Annotated in this window: 17 protein-coding genes; 9 read left to right on the top strand and 8 right to left on the bottom strand. The window is 56.0% G+C overall.

Annotated elements, in window-relative coordinates; translation table 11 throughout:
* Nucleotides 1–55: 55 nt before the first annotated feature.
* The 4 genes from RB602_RS02385 to RB602_RS02370 all read right to left on the bottom strand — a co-directional run bounded on the left by RB602_RS02385 (nt 56) and on the right by RB602_RS02370 (nt 4,395).
* Nucleotides 56–823, bottom strand: a complete 768-nt coding sequence (locus RB602_RS02385; protein WP_317082615.1) for a TIGR02186 family protein — start codon at nt 821–823, stop codon at nt 56–58.
* Nucleotides 820–1,734, bottom strand: a complete 915-nt coding sequence (locus tag RB602_RS02380) for a sulfite exporter TauE/SafE family protein (RefSeq protein ID WP_317082613.1) — start codon at nt 1,732–1,734, stop codon at nt 820–822. Before RB602_RS02380 ends, RB602_RS02385 begins: the two co-directional genes overlap by 4 nt.
* A gap of 91 nt (nt 1,735–1,825) precedes the next feature.
* Nucleotides 1,826–2,746 (bottom strand): hypothetical protein, encoded by a 921-nt coding sequence (locus tag RB602_RS02375; protein WP_317082611.1) that lies wholly within the window; start codon nt 2,744–2,746, stop codon nt 1,826–1,828.
* A 242-nt stretch (nt 2,747–2,988) separates the two neighbouring features.
* Nucleotides 2,989–4,395, bottom strand: a complete 1,407-nt coding sequence (locus tag RB602_RS02370) for a glycosyl transferase family protein (RefSeq protein WP_317082609.1) — start codon at nt 4,393–4,395, stop codon at nt 2,989–2,991.
* A 224-nt stretch (nt 4,396–4,619) separates the two neighbouring features.
* On the opposite strand from RB602_RS02370, the gene nhaA reads away from it, so the two are divergent.
* Together nhaA and RB602_RS02360 are read left to right on the top strand one after the other, a co-directional pair.
* Nucleotides 4,620–5,924 (top strand): Na+/H+ antiporter NhaA, encoded by a 1,305-nt coding sequence (gene nhaA / locus RB602_RS02365; protein WP_317082607.1) that lies wholly within the window; start codon nt 4,620–4,622, stop codon nt 5,922–5,924.
* The gene (locus RB602_RS02360) at nt 5,924–7,270 is read left to right on the top strand and encodes a DUF885 domain-containing protein (protein WP_317082605.1); all 1,347 of its coding nucleotides are present in this window, start codon (nt 5,924–5,926) and stop codon (nt 7,268–7,270) included. Before nhaA ends, RB602_RS02360 begins: the two co-directional genes overlap by 1 nt.
* A gap of 56 nt (nt 7,271–7,326) precedes the next feature.
* Here the strand turns inward: RB602_RS02360 and RB602_RS02355 are convergent, their stop codons facing one another.
* Together RB602_RS02355 and RB602_RS02350 are read right to left on the bottom strand one after the other, a co-directional pair.
* Nucleotides 7,327–7,761 (bottom strand): hypothetical protein, encoded by a 435-nt coding sequence (locus RB602_RS02355; protein WP_317082603.1) that lies wholly within the window; start codon nt 7,759–7,761, stop codon nt 7,327–7,329.
* A gap of 98 nt (nt 7,762–7,859) precedes the next feature.
* Nucleotides 7,860–8,297 carry a VOC family protein gene (locus tag RB602_RS02350; protein ID WP_406568386.1) on the bottom strand — a complete coding sequence of 146 codons (438 nt, stop codon included), beginning with the start codon at nt 8,295–8,297 and terminating at the stop codon, nt 7,860–7,862.
* Nucleotides 8,298–8,417: 120 nt separating this feature from the next.
* Here RB602_RS02350 and RB602_RS02345 point away from each other — a divergent pair, with 120 nt between their 5' ends.
* Complete coding sequence (locus tag RB602_RS02345; RefSeq protein ID WP_317082601.1) at nt 8,418–9,158, top strand: SIMPL domain-containing protein; 741 nt, start codon at nt 8,418–8,420, stop codon at nt 9,156–9,158.
* Here RB602_RS02345 and RB602_RS02340 read toward each other — a convergent pair.
* Together RB602_RS02340 and RB602_RS02335 are read right to left on the bottom strand one after the other, a co-directional pair.
* Entirely contained in the window at nt 9,133–9,981 is an 849-nt protein-coding gene (locus tag RB602_RS02340; RefSeq protein WP_406568399.1) for a tetratricopeptide repeat protein, read from the bottom strand. The two genes, RB602_RS02345 and RB602_RS02340, sit on opposite strands and share 26 nt — an antisense overlap.
* Nucleotides 9,982–10,018: 37 nt before the next feature.
* Nucleotides 10,019–10,786 carry an alpha/beta fold hydrolase gene (locus RB602_RS02335; RefSeq protein ID WP_317082598.1) on the bottom strand — a complete coding sequence of 256 codons (768 nt, stop codon included), beginning with the start codon at nt 10,784–10,786 and terminating at the stop codon, nt 10,019–10,021.
* 761 nt (nt 10,787–11,547) lie between these two features.
* Here RB602_RS02335 and RB602_RS02330 point away from each other — a divergent pair.
* The 6 genes from RB602_RS02330 to RB602_RS02305 all read left to right on the top strand — a co-directional run bounded on the left by RB602_RS02330 (nt 11,548) and on the right by RB602_RS02305 (nt 17,346).
* Complete coding sequence (locus RB602_RS02330) at nt 11,548–12,435, top strand: IS110 family RNA-guided transposase (RefSeq protein ID WP_317081135.1); 888 nt, start codon at nt 11,548–11,550, stop codon at nt 12,433–12,435.
* A gap of 557 nt (nt 12,436–12,992) precedes the next feature.
* Nucleotides 12,993–13,313, top strand: a complete 321-nt coding sequence (locus tag RB602_RS02325; RefSeq protein WP_317082574.1) for a hypothetical protein — start codon at nt 12,993–12,995, stop codon at nt 13,311–13,313.
* Nucleotides 13,314–13,679: 366 nt separating this feature from the next.
* Nucleotides 13,680–13,988 carry a hypothetical protein gene (locus tag RB602_RS02320; protein WP_317082596.1) on the top strand — a complete coding sequence of 103 codons (309 nt, stop codon included), beginning with the start codon at nt 13,680–13,682 and terminating at the stop codon, nt 13,986–13,988.
* A 1,268-nt stretch (nt 13,989–15,256) separates the two neighbouring features.
* Nucleotides 15,257–16,468, top strand: a complete 1,212-nt coding sequence (locus tag RB602_RS02315; protein ID WP_406568385.1) for an AAA family ATPase — start codon at nt 15,257–15,259, stop codon at nt 16,466–16,468.
* 141 nt (nt 16,469–16,609) lie between these two features.
* The gene (locus RB602_RS15375; RefSeq protein WP_406568384.1) at nt 16,610–17,026 is read left to right on the top strand and encodes a hypothetical protein; all 417 of its coding nucleotides are present in this window, start codon (nt 16,610–16,612) and stop codon (nt 17,024–17,026) included.
* A complete protein-coding gene (locus tag RB602_RS02305) occupies nt 17,023–17,346 on the top strand; it encodes a type II toxin-antitoxin system RelE/ParE family toxin (protein WP_317082594.1) in 324 nt (107 codons plus the stop codon). Before RB602_RS15375 ends, RB602_RS02305 begins: the two co-directional genes overlap by 4 nt.
* Nucleotides 17,347–17,359: the final 13 nt, after the last annotated feature.

The raw sequence follows: 17,359 nt of genomic DNA, 5'->3' as shown, positions 1-17,359 counted from the left end.
TAAATAAAGATTTTACCGGTCATTTTGGCACGAAATAGAGCATGGTATCGAAGGATCATATGCGCTGGAAGATAAGCCCTGCTGCCCAGCCAAAGAGCAGGGAAATGATGACAGCCGCAAGGCCATAGGCCCAGCTATAATCCTCGGCAACAACACCTACGGCGCGCTCAAAACCGACTTTGCCGATTTCAATTTCGCGGATTTCCGCTGCCACCACAACACCATCCTGCACCAGAAATGTCTCTGCCTCATATGTACCTTCAACCACAGTTGACGGGATTTCGAGCCGCGCCTGATAAAGCAGCCCTTTTTCAATGGTGACGCCATTATTGCGTTCATCAAATAGCTGGTTGCGCGTGTTCAGGTCGACCAAGCCATCGATAAATCGACGCTGCTCCTCCGGATCAATCGTGCCCCCCGGTGAGAGTTGCAACTTATCAAGACCAAATTCATAGATCAGCGCGGTGCGGTCATCGACAATGTCTTCCAGCGGTCGCGACGCGGCAATCGCATAGAAGGAAGGTGCCGAGCGAAATTCGGTGCTGGCGGCATTGACCCATATGCCGGCGATTTTCTGCTTCTCCCTTACAATGATTGCCTGCGGCGGACCGCGCAGCACGACAACAATATCCGTTTCCGCATCAGGGGGACGGGCAGCGTTGGGATAGGAGATGGCGCCAAAGAGCAGCAATTCCGCACCGGTGAAACCATAGCGGATATTGATCTCGCGTTCTGATACATCGGGTACCAGAACCGGCTCATCGGCTGCGGTCAGCAACAACAGACCGGCCAAAGCCAACAGGATACGGTGCGCCAGAGTCATTCCACAACCACCGAATAAATCTCATCGGGTTGCCATCCCAGCCCCAGGGCAAGCCGGAACGCAACGGTCAGTACCAGCGTCGCCAGAACCAGCCTCAGATATTCCGGCTTTAGACGTTGGGCGATGCGCGCGCCGATTTGCGCGCCGGTCACGCTGCCAAGCAACAGCAATATCGCGAGGACGATATCGACCGCTTTGGTAGTCACACTATGGACCATGGTTGCAGCAATGGTGACGAACAGGATCTGATAGAGCGAGGTCCCAACAACAACCTGTGCGCCCATGCCCAACAGATAGAGCATGGCAGGGACCATAACAAAACCGCCGCCAACGCCTAGCAGCATCGTCAAAATGCCAGTGACAAAGCCAAGGATCAAAGGAGCCAGAGGCGAGATATAGAGACCGGAGCGATAGAAACGCCAACGCAGCGGTAAATTAGCCACCAATGGGTGGTGCCGCCGCTTGCGCACAGCGACCTGCTGGCCCGAACGCATGGTGCGTAACGTCTGGATACTCTCACGCGCCATCAGCCCGCCAATGCTGGTGAGCATCAGCACATAGATGACATTGATGATGACATCGATCTGGCCGAGCGATTCAAACAACCGGAACAGCAATGCTCCAAACAATGTGCCGACAAGCCCGCCTGCGGCAAGCAGCCCGCCCATATGATAATCCACCGCCTTGCGCTTAGTATGGGCCATAACACCCGAAACGCTGGCACCGGTCACCTGAGTTGAAGCCGAGGCGGCGGCAACTGTTGGAGGAATGCCATAGAAGATCAGCAAAGGGGTTGTCAGAAACCCCCCGCCAACACCAAACATGCCGGACAAAAGGCCAACCAGACCACCAAGACCGATGATCACAAGCGCGTTGACCGATAGACTGGCAATGGGAAGATAGACGTCCATGACTGGCTGCAACCTAGTCGCTTTAGAGCGTAACCGGAAGGTCTATAACCAACCGCAGGCTGGTAAAATCAAGCCTTTCTGGCGAGGTCCGTCAAAATCGTGTGGACAAAGTGAGCGCCGGGCCGGAACCGGGATCAGCATTGCCGGCAATCCGCTGACGCCAATCGACAGCCAATTGTGCAGGCTGGCCGACAACCGACAGGTTAAACGCAGCGCGCGGACCGACGTCCAGCCGGGCCACCTGTGCGATGCCTGAACCGCCATCTTCATCCACTGGGCCCTGTCCGCCGGACCACACACCTGCGCCAATAGAGACTGTGCGGTCCTTCCCTTGGATGATCGGCTTCTGCGCCACCAACTGCAGATCAAAGAAATAGGCGGGCGATTCTATGCCGATCAGGCCAACCTGCCCATAGGTGCTGAGCGAAGCACCTTCCGGCAAAGTCATGGGAGCGAGTTCAGTCACAGCATATATGGCCGGTCGGCTGAATCCGGTCTCATCCAGCGCCAGACGCTGCTCGGCCGCGATACGAACCGGAATGCTTGGCACAGGCCGCGCGCTGACACCCACAGCCAGCTCTGGTTGCGCCGGCCCCGCAAAAGCCCGGGTCGCGCGCGCAAACAGCATGGGCGCTGATGGCCTGCCATTGCCGAGCATATAGCGCAAAATCGCTCCACCCTGACTGCCGCCATATTGCGAGCGTCCGCCAATTGCGCTGACGCCGCCACCGGGACGCGCGAACAGCCAGCTATCAATGGCAAAACGATCCGGCCGTGAAAAGGGCCGCAGCTTAGCCACACGCTCGGCCAGCTGGTTGAGACGAAACCTATCAGGCGCTGCATGGAGAACTGGCTCGGCAAAGACCGAAGGAGGAGATGCAGGTGCCAGAGGAGTAAAGCGCACATGCTCCCAATAGGCCATTTGCTGCTGTGCCGCGACGGTCTGCGAAAGGGTTGCTGCCGATCTCCCTACTGAGGAATATGGCGTCGCCACAGAGGAGGGCACAGCCACGTAATGCTCGTTTCCACCGAAACGTATCGCCGTTGTGCTAGTGTCCGGATCATCGGGTCTTTCTTGACGGTATGACGGCACCGAAACCGCATGTGCGACCCTTGAAACTTGATCCGACGGCATAACTGGTAAGCCGGGTTCTGTTTCCAAAGCGAGAGACACTAATCGACTGACAATCCAGATACCCAGCAGGGCGCCCAGAAAGCGCAATGGCTCGCCTCGCAAATGATTATGTCCTGATGTCACCTCGCTACCCGACTATGCAAGCTTGGCTCAGATATAGAATCGCGCTTCACCACGTAATGGCTGGTCTTGTCCCAATGGAGCGGCGCCCCCATGAGCATATTGCAATAAATGCCCAATGCCCGCCTTGCAGCCAGGATAGTAATGAAATTGGCAACCACAATCCGTGGCATGGCGAGCAGGCCTTGGGGAAAGCCATATAGGTCCGCCGTGAAGGCTATGCGCATCATAATCCGCCACAGTAGGAACACCAGGTTAAGCCAGAGAAGCGTCTGCAATAGCGGTGAAAACGGCAGACCATTATACACGCCAAGCCAAGATGCGAGCATTAGCAATCCGGAGCCGAGAATTGCGAGATAGGCCGCACTCAGCACCAGCGCGTTAAGCACAGTCCGCCGATCGCGCAGACGCATCCAGAACTCTGCCCATCCGCCATGCCAACCAATGCGATCCCAACCATTAAGCGCGATACCTGCTATCCAGCGACTTTTCTGCCGCACCGAGTCCACGCGCTTATGTGGAAAATAGGCGCGGGTTGCGATCCACTCGCCATTTGCGGCCTTTCTGCGGCATAGCGTGGCTCTTGCACCCATCATGTGCAGCAGCAGGCCGAGCTCATAATCCTCTGTGAGGCTGTCTTCGGAGAACGGTCCTGCCAGTCCCTCTCTTTGTGGAGAGTCGGCAATTTGCTGCAACACATCACGGTTGATCGCGCAACCCACGCCGGCCAGAGGCAACCCTGCCTTAAGATAATCGCGCACAACCATCGCTTTGCCATGCGCTTCGGCAAATTCGTCCGCATAATGACCGGACACAAGCGGCGATTGCGGATGAATCAGCGGTATGACCGGCAGTTGCACCACCTCATGGTCATCCATCTCCACAGAAAATGCAGCCAGCGCATCGGCATGGACCATATCTTCCGCATCATGAAGGACAACGGCATCAAATCGCTGACCGCAATCCTCCTCATACTGCGCCATGGCCTGCCACATCTCATTGAGGCATTGCGCCTTGGATGTCGGGCCATGATAAGGATTGATTACAATTTGCAGCCTCGGATCAGCATTGATCTTCATGGCCGCTTTAAGGGTGTCGGGATCATTGGCGTAGCAACCAAGAAATATCCGCACATGGTCGCCCTGCCACTTGGTCACCATATTGCGCAAGGTCTCGCCAATGACATCGGCTTCCTTCCAGGCAGCTATAAAGATGGCAAATTGCTTAGGGCTGCCAGAAACGCTCTCAACTTCTGTGATATTGGCGATGGCCCTTTGACCACGCGAGCGGAACCAGACCAGATCGACAAGTAGTTCGTCCACTCCACCGAGAAAAAACCAGAACGCGGCGAAAAACGCCAGTTCGCGGGTGCCAATGTCTAGCCAGATCCAATAATCTGCCGCCACAATGCCCCCTTTTTTGCGGTGCGATTAACTGCCTGCCTGCACGGCGTTTTACACGATGTTGCAGGGCATTTGTTCCTTGTTACCTGCTATTTGTCAACGATCTCTGCCAATTGGCATGCGGACTTGCCGCATTGTCGGCTGGACACACGCGAATATGCTTATACATAGGGACATTAAGAGAATATCGGGGCTTAAGACATTAAGCCCCAGTGAAAGGATCCTTCATGGCTGCGCCCCGAGCACCCCGCACTGGCAATGCATCTGCACTACGCAAATTCCTTGAGAGCGAAGCCGCTGGTGGTGTGTTGCTGATGTTTGCTGCGGCTGCAGCGATGATTATCGCCAACAGCCCGCTTTATGAGTTCTATCACCATTACTTGCATGAGATTGAAGGCCCGGTCCTGACCGAGAAGCTCGGTCCGATGACGCCGCATCTTTGGATCAACGATGGCCTGATGGCGATTTTCTTCTTTCTCGTCGGACTCGAGATTAAACGCGAGTTTATCGATGGCCGGCTAGCCACCTGGGATGATCGCCGCTTGCCCGTGATTGCTGCGCTGGGCGGTATGGCGGTTCCAGCCATTGTCTTTCTGATCGTCGTCTATGCCGCCGGGATGCCCGAGCTATCCCGCGGCTGGGCTATTCCTGCGGCAACCGACATCGCCTTTGCCATTGGTGTCCTGGCGCTACTCGGCAACCGGGTTCCAGCCTCGCTTAAGCTGTTTCTCGTCACTGTCGCCATTGTCGATGATATGTGCGCCGTGGCGATTATCGCGCTGTTTTACACAACAGGCCTGAAAGTCGCCTATCTTGGAGCAGCAGCGGTGGTGCTGGCCATCATGTTCGGCATCAATCGGGCAGGCGTTCGCTCGCTGCCCATCTATTTCGTATTCACCTTGATCCTCTGGTATCTGGTGCTCATGTCAGGTGTCCACGCCACCATCGCCGGGGTATTGGCGGCGCTTACCATACCGATTACCAAGAGCCCCGGCGCGCCCGACGATGCGGAATCGCCGCTGCACAAACTGGAACATGCCATCGCGCCGATCAGTGCCTTTTTCATCATCCCTGTCTTCGGTTTTGCCAATGCCGGGGTGGAGATCATCGGCAAGCTGAGCTTGGAAGAGGTATTTGCACCATTGCCGCTCGGCATTGCACTCGGCTTACTTATCGGCAAACAATTGGGGATTTTCGGCAGTATCTGGGTGTGTGTCAAAACCGGTTTTGCCAAGAAGATACCCAATGCCAATTGGCAGCAGATTTACGGCCTTTCAATGATGTGCGGCATTGGCTTTACCATGAGCTTGTTCATTGGGGAACTCGCCTTTAAGGGCAATGATGAGTATATGCAGCTGCTTCGCGATGAGGCAAAGATCGGCATTTTGATGGGATCGCTTGTTTCTGCTGTCGTCGGCTATTTTGTGCTGCGCTCTGCCTGTCAGAAAAGGCTGAAAGAGCTGGAAGCTGAACGTGCTATGGAAGCGGCCGCCAAGGCAGCTGCAAAGACCGACGCTCAGGCTGCGGAGTAATGTCAAAGACCATCGGAGGCTGGGCCACAATCGGGTTAGCCTCTCTGTTTGTCTTTATGGCAAGCTGTACCCCTGTCGCCGAGCTGCAAGACGCTCTGCCAGTGGCAACGCCCGATACGGCATCCGTACTTGACAGCATCGCCGAGGATTATGTCCGGCTGTCCTTGGAAATCGGCACCAAGGAACCCGGCTATATCGACGCCTATTATGGCCCAGCCGAGTGGAAAGCCGAGGCGGAGGCCAATCCGCGCGGGTTGATTGATCTCGCCAATGCGGTGATTGCGTTGGAAGAACGTCTTGATCTGGTTGACGAGACTCTGCTCAGCCCAATGCAACAAAAGCGTCGTACCTTTTTACTAGCACAGCTAAATGCCGCGCGCACAAGGCTGCTGATGCTGCAGGGCGAAACACTATCCTTCCGCGATGAGGCGCTGGGTCTGTTCGGCGTGATTCCAGAGATAAAGCCGCTCTCTCACTATGATCCGATCTTGGAGCGGTTGAACAAACAATTCCCGGGCAAAGGAACACTGGCAAGCCGCATAGGCAGCATACCAGCACGACATACTATCGCGCCGGAGAAACTGGAGCCGGTATTCAATGCCGCCATTGCCGAATGTCGAAACCGTACTCTGGAGCATATCCCGTTGCCAGAAGATGAAGACTTCACCATGGCCTTTGTCACCGACAAACCCTGGAGCGGCTATAACTATTATCAGGGCGATTATCGCAGCAGGATAGAGATCAATACCGACCTGCCGATCCGCATTGGTCGCGCGGTCGATCTGGGCTGCCATGAGGGCTATCCCGGCCATCATGTTTACAACATGCTGCTCGAGCGTAACCTGTCGCGCCAGCGAGGCTGGGTCGAATATCAAATCTATCCGCTATACAGCCCGCAAAGTCTGATCGCGGAAGGCAGTGCCAATTACGGGATAGAACTTGCCTTTCCCGGCGAGGAGCGCCTAGCTTATGAAAAGTCAGTGCTCTATCCGCTTGCTGGCCTCGACCCGGACAGCGCAGATGAAATGGCGCAGTTACAAGAAGCCCTTCGCGATCTTTCCAGCGCCCGTTTTACCATCGCGCAACGCTATCTCGATAGCGAGATTAGCCGTGAACAAGCGATAGAGCTCACCCAGAAATACATGCTCTTTGGTCGCAATCGTGCAGAACAATCCATCAGCTTTGCCGACACCTATCGCAGCTATGTTATCAACTATGGCCTGGGCCTAGACATGGTGCGCGACTATGTCGAAAGCGCTGGCCAAGATCCGGCCATGCGCTGGGCCGCGATGGCGAAAGTCCTGAGCGAGCCGACACTGCCGGTTGATTTGGTTATTGTTCGTTAAGCGGCAGAGGTCGCATCCAGCGGTAAAAGCCTGCAGGGCTCTTTAATGGGTGCGCCCTATTCGTCCTCTTCTACAGAACGGTAAGGAATAAACTCACTAAAGGAGCAGCCGGCAATGCCCGCTCGAATCCCGAAATCCGTGACTTGGGCGATGTCACCTTTACATAGACGCTGTTGGGGGCGAAGGGTCACGAGGGTATTGTTGCGCTCCAGCCGGGGACACCCGCCCGCTGGAGTATTGGCATAGATCGTGTTGCCAACCTCATAGAGAATCAGGTCATCGCTGATGACGGTCATACGCTTTAGTTGTCGCCCCGCCGGGATGCACTGCACCGGGTCGTCCGCGACCCTGTCTTCAAGTTCTCGCTCAAGCAAAGCCCGTTGATCCTCGGTAAGGTCTATGTCCGGGAAATGCAAAGCCGTCGCGGCGGCCAACAAGACCGCGCTGCCAGACAAAGCCAAGCTCAAGCTGACCTTTGCAGAACCAAGCATGATAAAGCCTTTCTACTATCGCTCACCTTCACAATCATTATAGCGCTAAAGCTCAAGGCCATAAAGTCGCTATGCAATAGCCTCAGTCAATAAGGCCTTCACCACTCCCCCAAATTCGGCATCGAAGCCCAAGGCTCCTTTGGTTCCAAATGGCCATCCTGTAGCAATTCGATGGAAATCCCATCCGGCGTGCGGACAAAGGCCATATGGCCGTCACGCGGCGGGCGATTGATGGTGACGCCGGCATCCATCAGCTTTTGGCACGTCGCGTAGATATCATCCACGCGATAGGCGAGATGGCCGAAATTGCGGCCACCATGATAGTCTTCGGGCGCGCTGCCATCTTCGGGCGGCCAGTTATAGGTCAGTTCGACCTCGGCCACCCCTTCTTCGCCCGGTGCGGCAAGAAAAATCAGGGTGAAGCGACCGGCCTCAACATCGAAGCGGCGCACCTCTTCCAGACCGATTAGCTTGAAGAAATCGACGGTTTTCTCTGGGTCACTGATGCGGATCATGCTGTGCAGAAATTGGGTCATACTGGTTCCATTTCACTCCATTCATCGCAGTTCAGAAACGGTTCATCGCTCAAAACCTATTTCGAATCTGCGCAACGCAAGCTGTATTTTGTGCATCCTGATCGCAAAGGGGAAGAGAAAATGTCTGAAGATTCCGAAGCCATCACCCATAGTGTCTCACCAACCGCTTCGCGCGGCCTGTATTGGGGCAGCGCAGGCATTATTGCCATCGGCCTGATCGCGGGTGGCTATCTTCTGGGCGATGGCCTGCTGCGTGCCAGAGAAGCCGATCGCTCGGTCACGGTGCGCGGGCTGGCCGAACGCGAAGTGACCGCTGACCTTGCAACCTGGACCATCGCCTATTCGGCCAAGGCCGAGACGATGGAAGCGGCGCAGGGCGATATTGACCGCGACACCGACGCTATTCGCGCTTTCTTCACCGAACTCGGCTTCGCAGGAGATGCACTCCAGCCAACCGGCGTGAATGTTAGCCAGTATAACCAATATGGCAAAACCAATTTCACCATCAGCCAGCGGCTGCAATTGCGCACCGATGACATTGAGAAAGCCCAAGCGGCGGTCTCCAAGCAATTTGATCTGGTCCGGCGCGGCGTGGTTTTGCAGGACGGATCGGGCATGAATTTCAGCTTTACCAAGCTCAATGACATCAAGCCCGAAATGGTGGCCGAAGCGACGAAGGATGCGCGCAGCGCCGCCGAACAATTTGCTCAGGACAGCGGTACCGATGTCGGCGCGATCAAAAGCGCGACCCAGGGCTATTTCTCGATAGAATCACGCGATGGCGATGGCGGCTATGGCGTCAGCGATACGCCCTATAAAAAGGTCCGTGTTGTCACTACCGTGAACTTCTATCTGAACTAACGGTCTCCGGAGCGACGGGTGGTTGGCTGACCGCCTGATCCGCAGCCGGCGCCTCGCCCGCCTCCATCTCGGCAAGCTGGCGCAGATATTCCTGTGCCGAAACGCGCGCCGGGCCGGGGGCGTCGATGGTCACTACCTGCTGCCATTTGACCCGCGCCTCCTCGACATTGCCCAGCAGCGCCGAGATAATGCCCGCCTCCACCAGGATATCCGGGTCTTCCGGCCCAAGTGACAGGGCGACATTGATGTCCGCCCGCGCCCGCTCCAGATTGTCGAGCCGCCGCTCCAATGTCGCCGACAGCAGCCAGCCCAGCGGGTCCTGTGGCACATGTTTCTGCACCAGCACAAATTCCGCGCGCGCCTTCTCCAGTTCACCCAGCGCCACCAGCGCCCGCGCCCGATCGAGATGTGCCAGCCCCAGCGCCTGCCCTTCCAATATGCCGCTGATCAGCGCGCTGTCGAGAAAGGCGATGCTGGTCGAGGGCTGACCATCGGCGAGCGCCGCATTGGCCGCCTGCACCCATAAGTTAGCCGAGCGCTCATCCTTGGCCGCCTCGGCATCCTGCGCCGCTTGGGCAAAGCTGTCCGCGGCACTTTGCCAGCGCTGTTGCTTGGAAAAGGCAAAGGCGAGGCAATGCAAGGCAAAATAGCTGCCGCCATTGGCCAGCCATTCGCGCGCATTGGCAACGCCGCGCGCCGGATCCTCAATCACCAGATCGAGACACTGGTTAAACTGCGCCTCGCGCGGATCAGGAGGCCCCATAAGCTGCGCATGCGCCGGGGAGGTCGGCAAGGCGGTAGCAACTAGGGCAATGGGCAGCACATAACGCAAGTGAAGCACCTCTACTGGGAAAGCGCAGTTAATTCGGTTCCACCGGCCCCGAAACCAGCTCTTCCAAGATGGTCAGGATCAGACGGATATCCTGTGGCCGGGACAGGCGATGATCGCCGTCCTTGACAAATATCGTCTGCACATCGGCTGAACGCAGCTGCTTGGCCGTCTCCAGACTATATTGCCAAGGCACATCCGGGTCCGCCTGTCCATGGACAAACCGCGCCGCACAGCCAATATCTATCGGCCGGTCCAGCAGCCGGTTCGCCTCGCCCGACTGCCAAAAGGCCTTGCTGGTAATATAGGGCTCGGGGCCATAGTCGCTGGTCTCGACAAGCTTGCCTTCGCGCAGGATCGTCATCTTCTGCTCCTGGGTAAAGCCCCACATGGTGAAATCAGGCGCGGCGGCAATGCCGAGCATACCGGTCACCCGGCTCGGCCGCGACAGCACCACCAACAGCATCAGCCAGCCGCCCATGGACGAACCGATCACCATCACCGGCCCTTCGACCAGCCGGTCGATCAACATCAGCACATCATCGCGCCAGTCAATCAGCGTCTGTGTTTCAAAGTCACCCTCACTGACGCCGCAGCCGCCATAGTCCAGCCGCAGACAGCCAATGCCATGCTCTGCGGCCCAGGCATCAATCGCCACAGCCTTGCCGCCTTCCATGTCTGACATATAGCCGGGGAGGAATACGAGCGTCGGCTTATCGGCAGCACCGGTGCGATGGCGATAGGCGATCTTGGTGCCATCGGCACGGGCGATATGGGCGAGGTCGGGAATATTGGTCATGGCGAGCGCGATATGGCGCGGGCGCTGGTTTTGCAAGCCGGGGGTGGCGCGGGACGATTGTCGGGAAGTGTCAGGCGGGCTGTACTAAGTTCACAAAGTTCACACCTATGAAGCGCAGAAAACCGTGCCTCTGTTGGAGATGCCCAACAATGTTGGAAGCGCCGCCCTATTAAAAGAGTTTCTCGCGAAGGACGCGAAGATTTTCAAGAACGCGAAGGGGTCGTGCAATATACCTACCCCCTCCACCTTTAGGGGAGGGGCAGCGAGACTTAGCGCCGTAAGGCGCTTAGTCGCAGCGGGGTGGGGGTTCGCCACTTGCGCAATGCCCTTTGAACAAACCTTGCCCGCAATCGGGCGGGAAATAGTCTCACGCGGAGACACAGAGGCGCGGAGATATTCCAACCAAAGGTGACACAAGTGACAGGGTGTCACCCTGTGATTTTCGTAAGGATTGGGCATAGCGACGCTATTTTCCTGCCTTAACTCAATGACTTAGAGCAACGGCTTGTGCCGATACAGGCAAGGTGACACATTTGCCCGTAAATGGGGAAAATAGTCGCGGGAGATCAACGGATAGAAAGAGCCGAAACCAGAATAGCAGCGATGGCGCTTGTAGGACATGGGTGGCTTGGTCAGTATCGGGGGTGAGATGGTGCCGAGGCAATTCGGTCTTTTCGGTGACATGGCGTAATTGCTGTAGTCATCCTCCTTGTAGGAACGAAGTCATGCATTTTGCATGCTTCAAGCAAGGAGGATGACCGATGACGATGTATGCAGGTTTGGACGTATCTGACAAGGCGACACATATCTGTGTGGTGCGAGATGATGGCGAGATTGTCCGCCGTGATGTGGTGGCGAGTGATCCGGATGTTCTGGCCAAGTGGCTGGAGCGCCATGCTGGCGGTGTCGCGCGTGTGGTATTGGAGACCGGCCCCTTGGCGGTGTTTTTATATCATGGGCTGAAAGAGCGTGATGTGCCGGTGCTGTGTATCTGTGCACGTCATGCCAAGGGAGCGTTGTCGGCGCGGGTCAATAAATCGGATGTGCATGATGCTGAAGCGCTGGCGCATCTGGCGCGCACCGGATGGTTCAAACAGGTGCATATCAAGCAAGAAGGCAGCCATATCGACCGGGCGGCGCTGAAGATCAGGGGCCAGCTGGTGAGCAGCCGCAATGCTCTTGCCAACCAACTGCGCGGGATGCTCAAGCTGTTTGGCCTGAGGCTGGGCCGGGTGACAACCCCGGGCAAGCGGCGCGAACGGTTGCAAACACTGTTTGGCCAGCGCCCTGATCTGCGTGTGGTGTTTATGCCGCTGGCCGAGATGATCGAAGCGCTTGAGGCGCAGCTATCGCGCAATGCCAGACTGCTTGATGCCAGGGCCGCTGCTGACCCGGTGGCGGGTCGGCTGATGAGTGTCCCCGGCGTCGGGCCGATAACGGCGTTGACCTTTATCACCAGCATAGAAGACCCTGAGCGCTTTACCCGCAGCGCGAGCGTGGCCGCTTATGCCGGACTGGTGCCGCGCCGCAGCCAGTCGGGCGAGCGCGATCATAAAGGGCGTATCTCCAAGGCCGGTGATCCGATGCTCAGAAGCGCCCCTGCGCCCTGCAGCACTGGGGCAAAGCCCTGGCCCAGACCAGGGGCCTGAAACATGCCAGAGTGGCGCTCGCACGCAAACTGGCCATACTGCTGCATCTGCTGTGGCAGAAAGACACACAGTTTAGCTGGGCCGATCCGGCCAGCGGGCAATGACACTATGACCATATGATATGCCACGAAACCGGTGATCTCGGAAAAACTGTGGAAGCATCACTATGTGATGACTTCGCCGGTGACATGGAGACACCAACTCTAAACGCCTGACCGCGATCATGAGAATGCCTGCAAACCCATGGTCAAAGCCAGCAGCATATCTCGAAGACAACCATCGGCTAGCAGGCAAGCAAACAAGGCAGATATATGTTATCAATTAGACAACAGTTTACTGAATCCCTAATTAGGTGCCTTCAGATCACAGACAATTGAAGTGGCCAGATCAAGAGCCGCACGCTGGACAATGACAGCTATGCCAACACAGCACATTATGATGTGAATCGCGCCTATCAGGTGAACGGTCTTAACCAATACACCTCAGCCGGCGCTGCCAGCTTCATCCATGATGCGAATGGCAATCTGACCTCTGATGGCAGTGTGACCTTTATCTAGATGCAAGAGAACCGCCTGGTACGGGCCATGGGCGCGAAACAGGCAACGCTGACCTATGATCCGATGGGGCGGTTATGGCAGGTTGATGGCACGGCGGCAGGCGGCAGCATTACCCGCTTCTTATATGATGGCGATGCGCTGGTGGCGGAATATGATGCTCTGGGTAATCTTACCGATCGCTATGTCCATGGTGTCGATGCCGATGTCCCCACCCAATGGTATGAAGGCAGCACGGTCAATAGCAGCACCCGGCATCATCTGTTCGCCAACTGGCAAGGCTCAATCGCGCCTTTGCGGGCATATGCCCTTCCCAGTGTCTAAAGAATAGAAGGGAGCGCCACGGATAGAATCCATCCGCGCGGCGCTGATGTAATCCGCTAGCTCCTCGGCCTTCAGCAGGCAATAGACTGAGGTCTCCGATAGGAAGTACCGGTTCTTAAGAGTAAGCTCAGCGAGGCACTCCTTCAGATCACGAGACTTACAGCGCAGACCCTCAACCTCGTACGTAATCGCAAAACGGGTAGTGTCATAAGCAAGCCCAAGCTTACTGGCTTCCATGAACTCCTTGGGCCAGGTGTAATGCCGGTTCTGTATCATCCCTTCTCGGCATGAACCTTGACTTACTGTTCTTTGAGTATTTGATTCTTAAGTCTTAACTGCAATCTGTGTCTTGGGTGCGGACCGGCGATGATTCATAATGATCATTGTCGGATGTACAGCCAGCAGCTGCAAAGAGTATCATTTTTTGGCAATGCAGGCCTTGCTGCAAGGCCAGATACCATGGCCACCGGCGATGAAGTCCGCCTCCTCAGCGGTGATCTGGTATTTGCGCCCGATCCTGAAAAGGACGGAACCCATGTCCATATTCCTTTCATCAAGGCAATATTCTACGCTCCAGCGCCGATCTGGGTTTGTACGCGCAGAGTCCCCGGTCTTTTTCTCGGTCATCACATTATTCCTTTTCAAAAACAGGCTGGACCCTGGGCGACATCCTGACAAACTCACGCTTGCTTCTTCCCTGATACTCTAACAGCTTGAATTCCTTGCCCATATCCTGATCATGAAACGTCAAAAGCTCGCAGTTACGATATGGATTGATATAAATGTTAGGGTTACGGATCTCGTCCATCCCATTTGCGACCAGTGTCTGTACGATACAGTCCATAGCGTCCAGAAACTCATGCGCGCTATAAGCGCCGCTCATCCGAATTCGCATTTATTACCTCCTAAGCCGACCTTCAAAAAGCCGGGCCGTGGTAACACCCGCGACTGAGTCCGAGCGCGCTGCCGTCTTTGGGCAGAGCCTTGGACATGCACGACAGCGACCCGGCCAGAATGCTCTGGCCAAGGCTCAGTCGTGCATCAGGGTTACCACGCCCCGCGCCGCGTTTTCGATGCGGCAGGGTTATGTTGCATAGATGAAAGCCGATGTCATCTCCCCACGCAAAACAAACAACGAGAAGCTGCGACAAAACTGTACCAGGGGTCTGACCCAAGAAGAAGATTGGTTTTCGCTCCGCCACACGCAACTCTTTGAACAGGGCTGATGGACTCAAAAAAATCGCCTCATGGGTATACGCAAATCATCGACCTATATTTTCCGTATGTAGTACATTGTCACACATGTATATGTCTATACATATTAGGGAGTTAGCGCGCTTGCGGTACAAATGTGTCACATGTGTCACCAATGTGCCCGCCGCAAGTCATTGATATTAATCCATTTTTGCCCCCGGTTGCCGCGTTCGGTGTGCTCTCTCCCAAGGGACTTATTTTACTGCCCGTTACCCTCAAATCGCTCTCCTTGCTGCAAACTTTCATCAGTCTCTTGAGGGCCGGGAGAGATGGTCCCTAATGCACCAAAATATTTTCCGCTTTCCCCGATGGGGAAAGCCAAGCCACTTCCTCACCCTTAGGTATGGAACCGAAATCACCGCATGACTTTCCAGCATCATCGGAGAGAGGGAAAAATTTGGGATCGTCGTTCAGCAATCTATAGATCGAATATTTCGGCGAGCACATTGGTTTGCGCTGTGGTCGGGTCCGTGCTGGAATAAGCTGTGCCCATGCTTGCAAACGGCTGTTTTGGTTCTTCACCGCTTTCTGAATGACCGGTACCAGGTTCTTTTGCGCTGAATGGATAGACAGAAGGAGCGACCTTCTGCCAGACACCAGGCCCTGATCAATGCTCTGCAAGGCCTGGACTGAAGCAAAAATGTGCACTATGGGAAAAGAAACATTCAACTATCCCATGAGGCTCGGGAATGCATTCAAAATCTATCTCTTCTGAAGTAGAACGCATCGCCGAGATGGCGCAGGCTGGAGAGAAGATGATTGAGCGCTTGCGGCGGCAGGCGTTTTTACCGGAATCGCGAAAGGCGCTGGCAGTGCGTTACGGCATTGCCGAGGCCGCTTCGCTGCTTGGTTGTTCGACCAATCGCATCCGCATGGCAGAGGAAGATGGGCGCCTCCCCCCTCCCCTACCAACAGAAAATGGCCGTCGCCCCGGCTACTCGATTGAGGCGCTGCTCAATATGCGCGAAGTGTTGGGCGCCTCCCCTGCTCGCGCTCCGCTTGACGTTCCGGCGATTATCGCGGTGCAGAACTTCAAGGGTGGTGTCGGCAAGTCTACCGTCACTACTCATTTGGCGCATTATTTCGCGGTGCAGGGCTATCGTGTGCTCGTGGTCGATTGCGATAGCCAGGCAACAACGACGACGCTGTTTGGCTTTAATCCGCATTTCAACATTCGGCGCGAACAAACGCTCTATCCCTATCTCTCTATCGATCCGACCGAGCATGATCTGTTCTATGCGGTGCAGAAAACGCCCTGGCCCAATGTCGACCTCATCCCGTCCAACCTTGAACTGTTCGACGTTGAATATGAACTTGCTGCCGCCGGTGCCGATGGCGGTTCGGTACTGGCGACGCGCTTCCGCAAGCTCAAAGCGGGACTTGCCGATCTGGCGAGTAATTATGATATTGTTCTGCTTGATCCCCCCCCTGCCCTCGGCACTATCAGCCTCGCGGTGATGCAGGCGGCCAATGCGCTATTAGTGCCGCTAGCCGCAACCACGCCGGATTTCTGCTCTACGGTCCAATTTCTCTCGATGATGGAACAGGTGGCGGCGCAGCTAACCCAGGCGGGCATTGAGGTGCATTATGATTTTGTCCGGCTGATCTGCAGCAAATTTGACAGTAACGACCCGAGCCACGCCATGGTGCGACAGATTATGGAGCAGACCTTCGGCCCTGCCCTGCTCCCGGTGGCGATACTGGAAAGCGCGGAAATCAGCCATGCTGCGCTCCGCATGATGACGGTTTATGAGCTCCATCAACCGATTGGCACCGCCAAAACCCATAAGCGCTGCAAGACCAATCTCAACGAGACCATGGCGCAAATAGAAGCACTGGTGCGGCGCAGCTGGGGTGTCGCCTCCCCTGCCAGCGCCGAAGAGGTGATCAATGGCCCCTAAGACGCCAATCATGATTACTATGCCTGCAATCAGGGGCATCCAAGAGCGCCATCATTCCCACATTTGCGAAAATGTGGGAATGATGGTATGTTTCCTGCAGGAAACTTCGCCCGGAAATAGGGCTGCATCAAGGAGGCTTGTATGAGCAGACTGACCATCGACATCAGCGAGAACCAACATAAAGCGCTCAAGGCCATGGCAGCGCTGGAAGGCAAGACGATCCGGCAATATGCACTGGAACGGCTGTTTCCCGAGCCGCAACAGGCCAGGGCTGCCCAATCTGACAAGACGGTCAAACAACCCTTTCCCGGCGCAGTGCCCGATGGAGCGCAATGGGGCGATGAACCCTGGGTCGATAATCGCCCGCTGGGGGAATTCGCTCTGGGCAGGCTGGAAGACATGGACCCTGATGATATGTCGCCGGAACAGCGCAAGCAGTGGGATGCTTTTGCCGCCGAAATGCAACGCCGCGCCAGGGAGGCGCTGACGGGCAATGCAGTCACCGTCGATCTGGAAGAGGTCATGGAACGGATATTGGACGAGGATGACCCTGTTTGACCCGCTTCACCTTGCATCCATTGGCCCTCGCCGATTATGAGACCATTATCCGCTATTCCCGGCGGCAATGGGGTGTGGAGCAAGCACGCCGCTATGGTCATGCACTAATCGATGGAATGCGGCAATGCGCCGATGGCACACCTTTAGTCAAAGCGGTAAAAGGGATTGCGGGGCAAGATGGCCCAATATTTGTTCTGCGATGCAAGATGCACAAACTGTATTTCATACGGCCCCAGGATGATCGCGCATTGATCATCGCCATCCTGAGCCAGCATATGGACCAACCCGCCCGGCTTGCCGAACGCATGGAGGCGCTATGATGGCAAATCACGG

It is taken from the genome of Parasphingorhabdus sp. SCSIO 66989 (assembly GCF_032852305.1).
Taxonomy (GTDB): Bacteria; Pseudomonadota; Alphaproteobacteria; order Sphingomonadales; family Sphingomonadaceae; genus Alterisphingorhabdus; species Alterisphingorhabdus coralli.
This window is presented reverse-complemented; position numbering and strand designations above follow the sequence as displayed.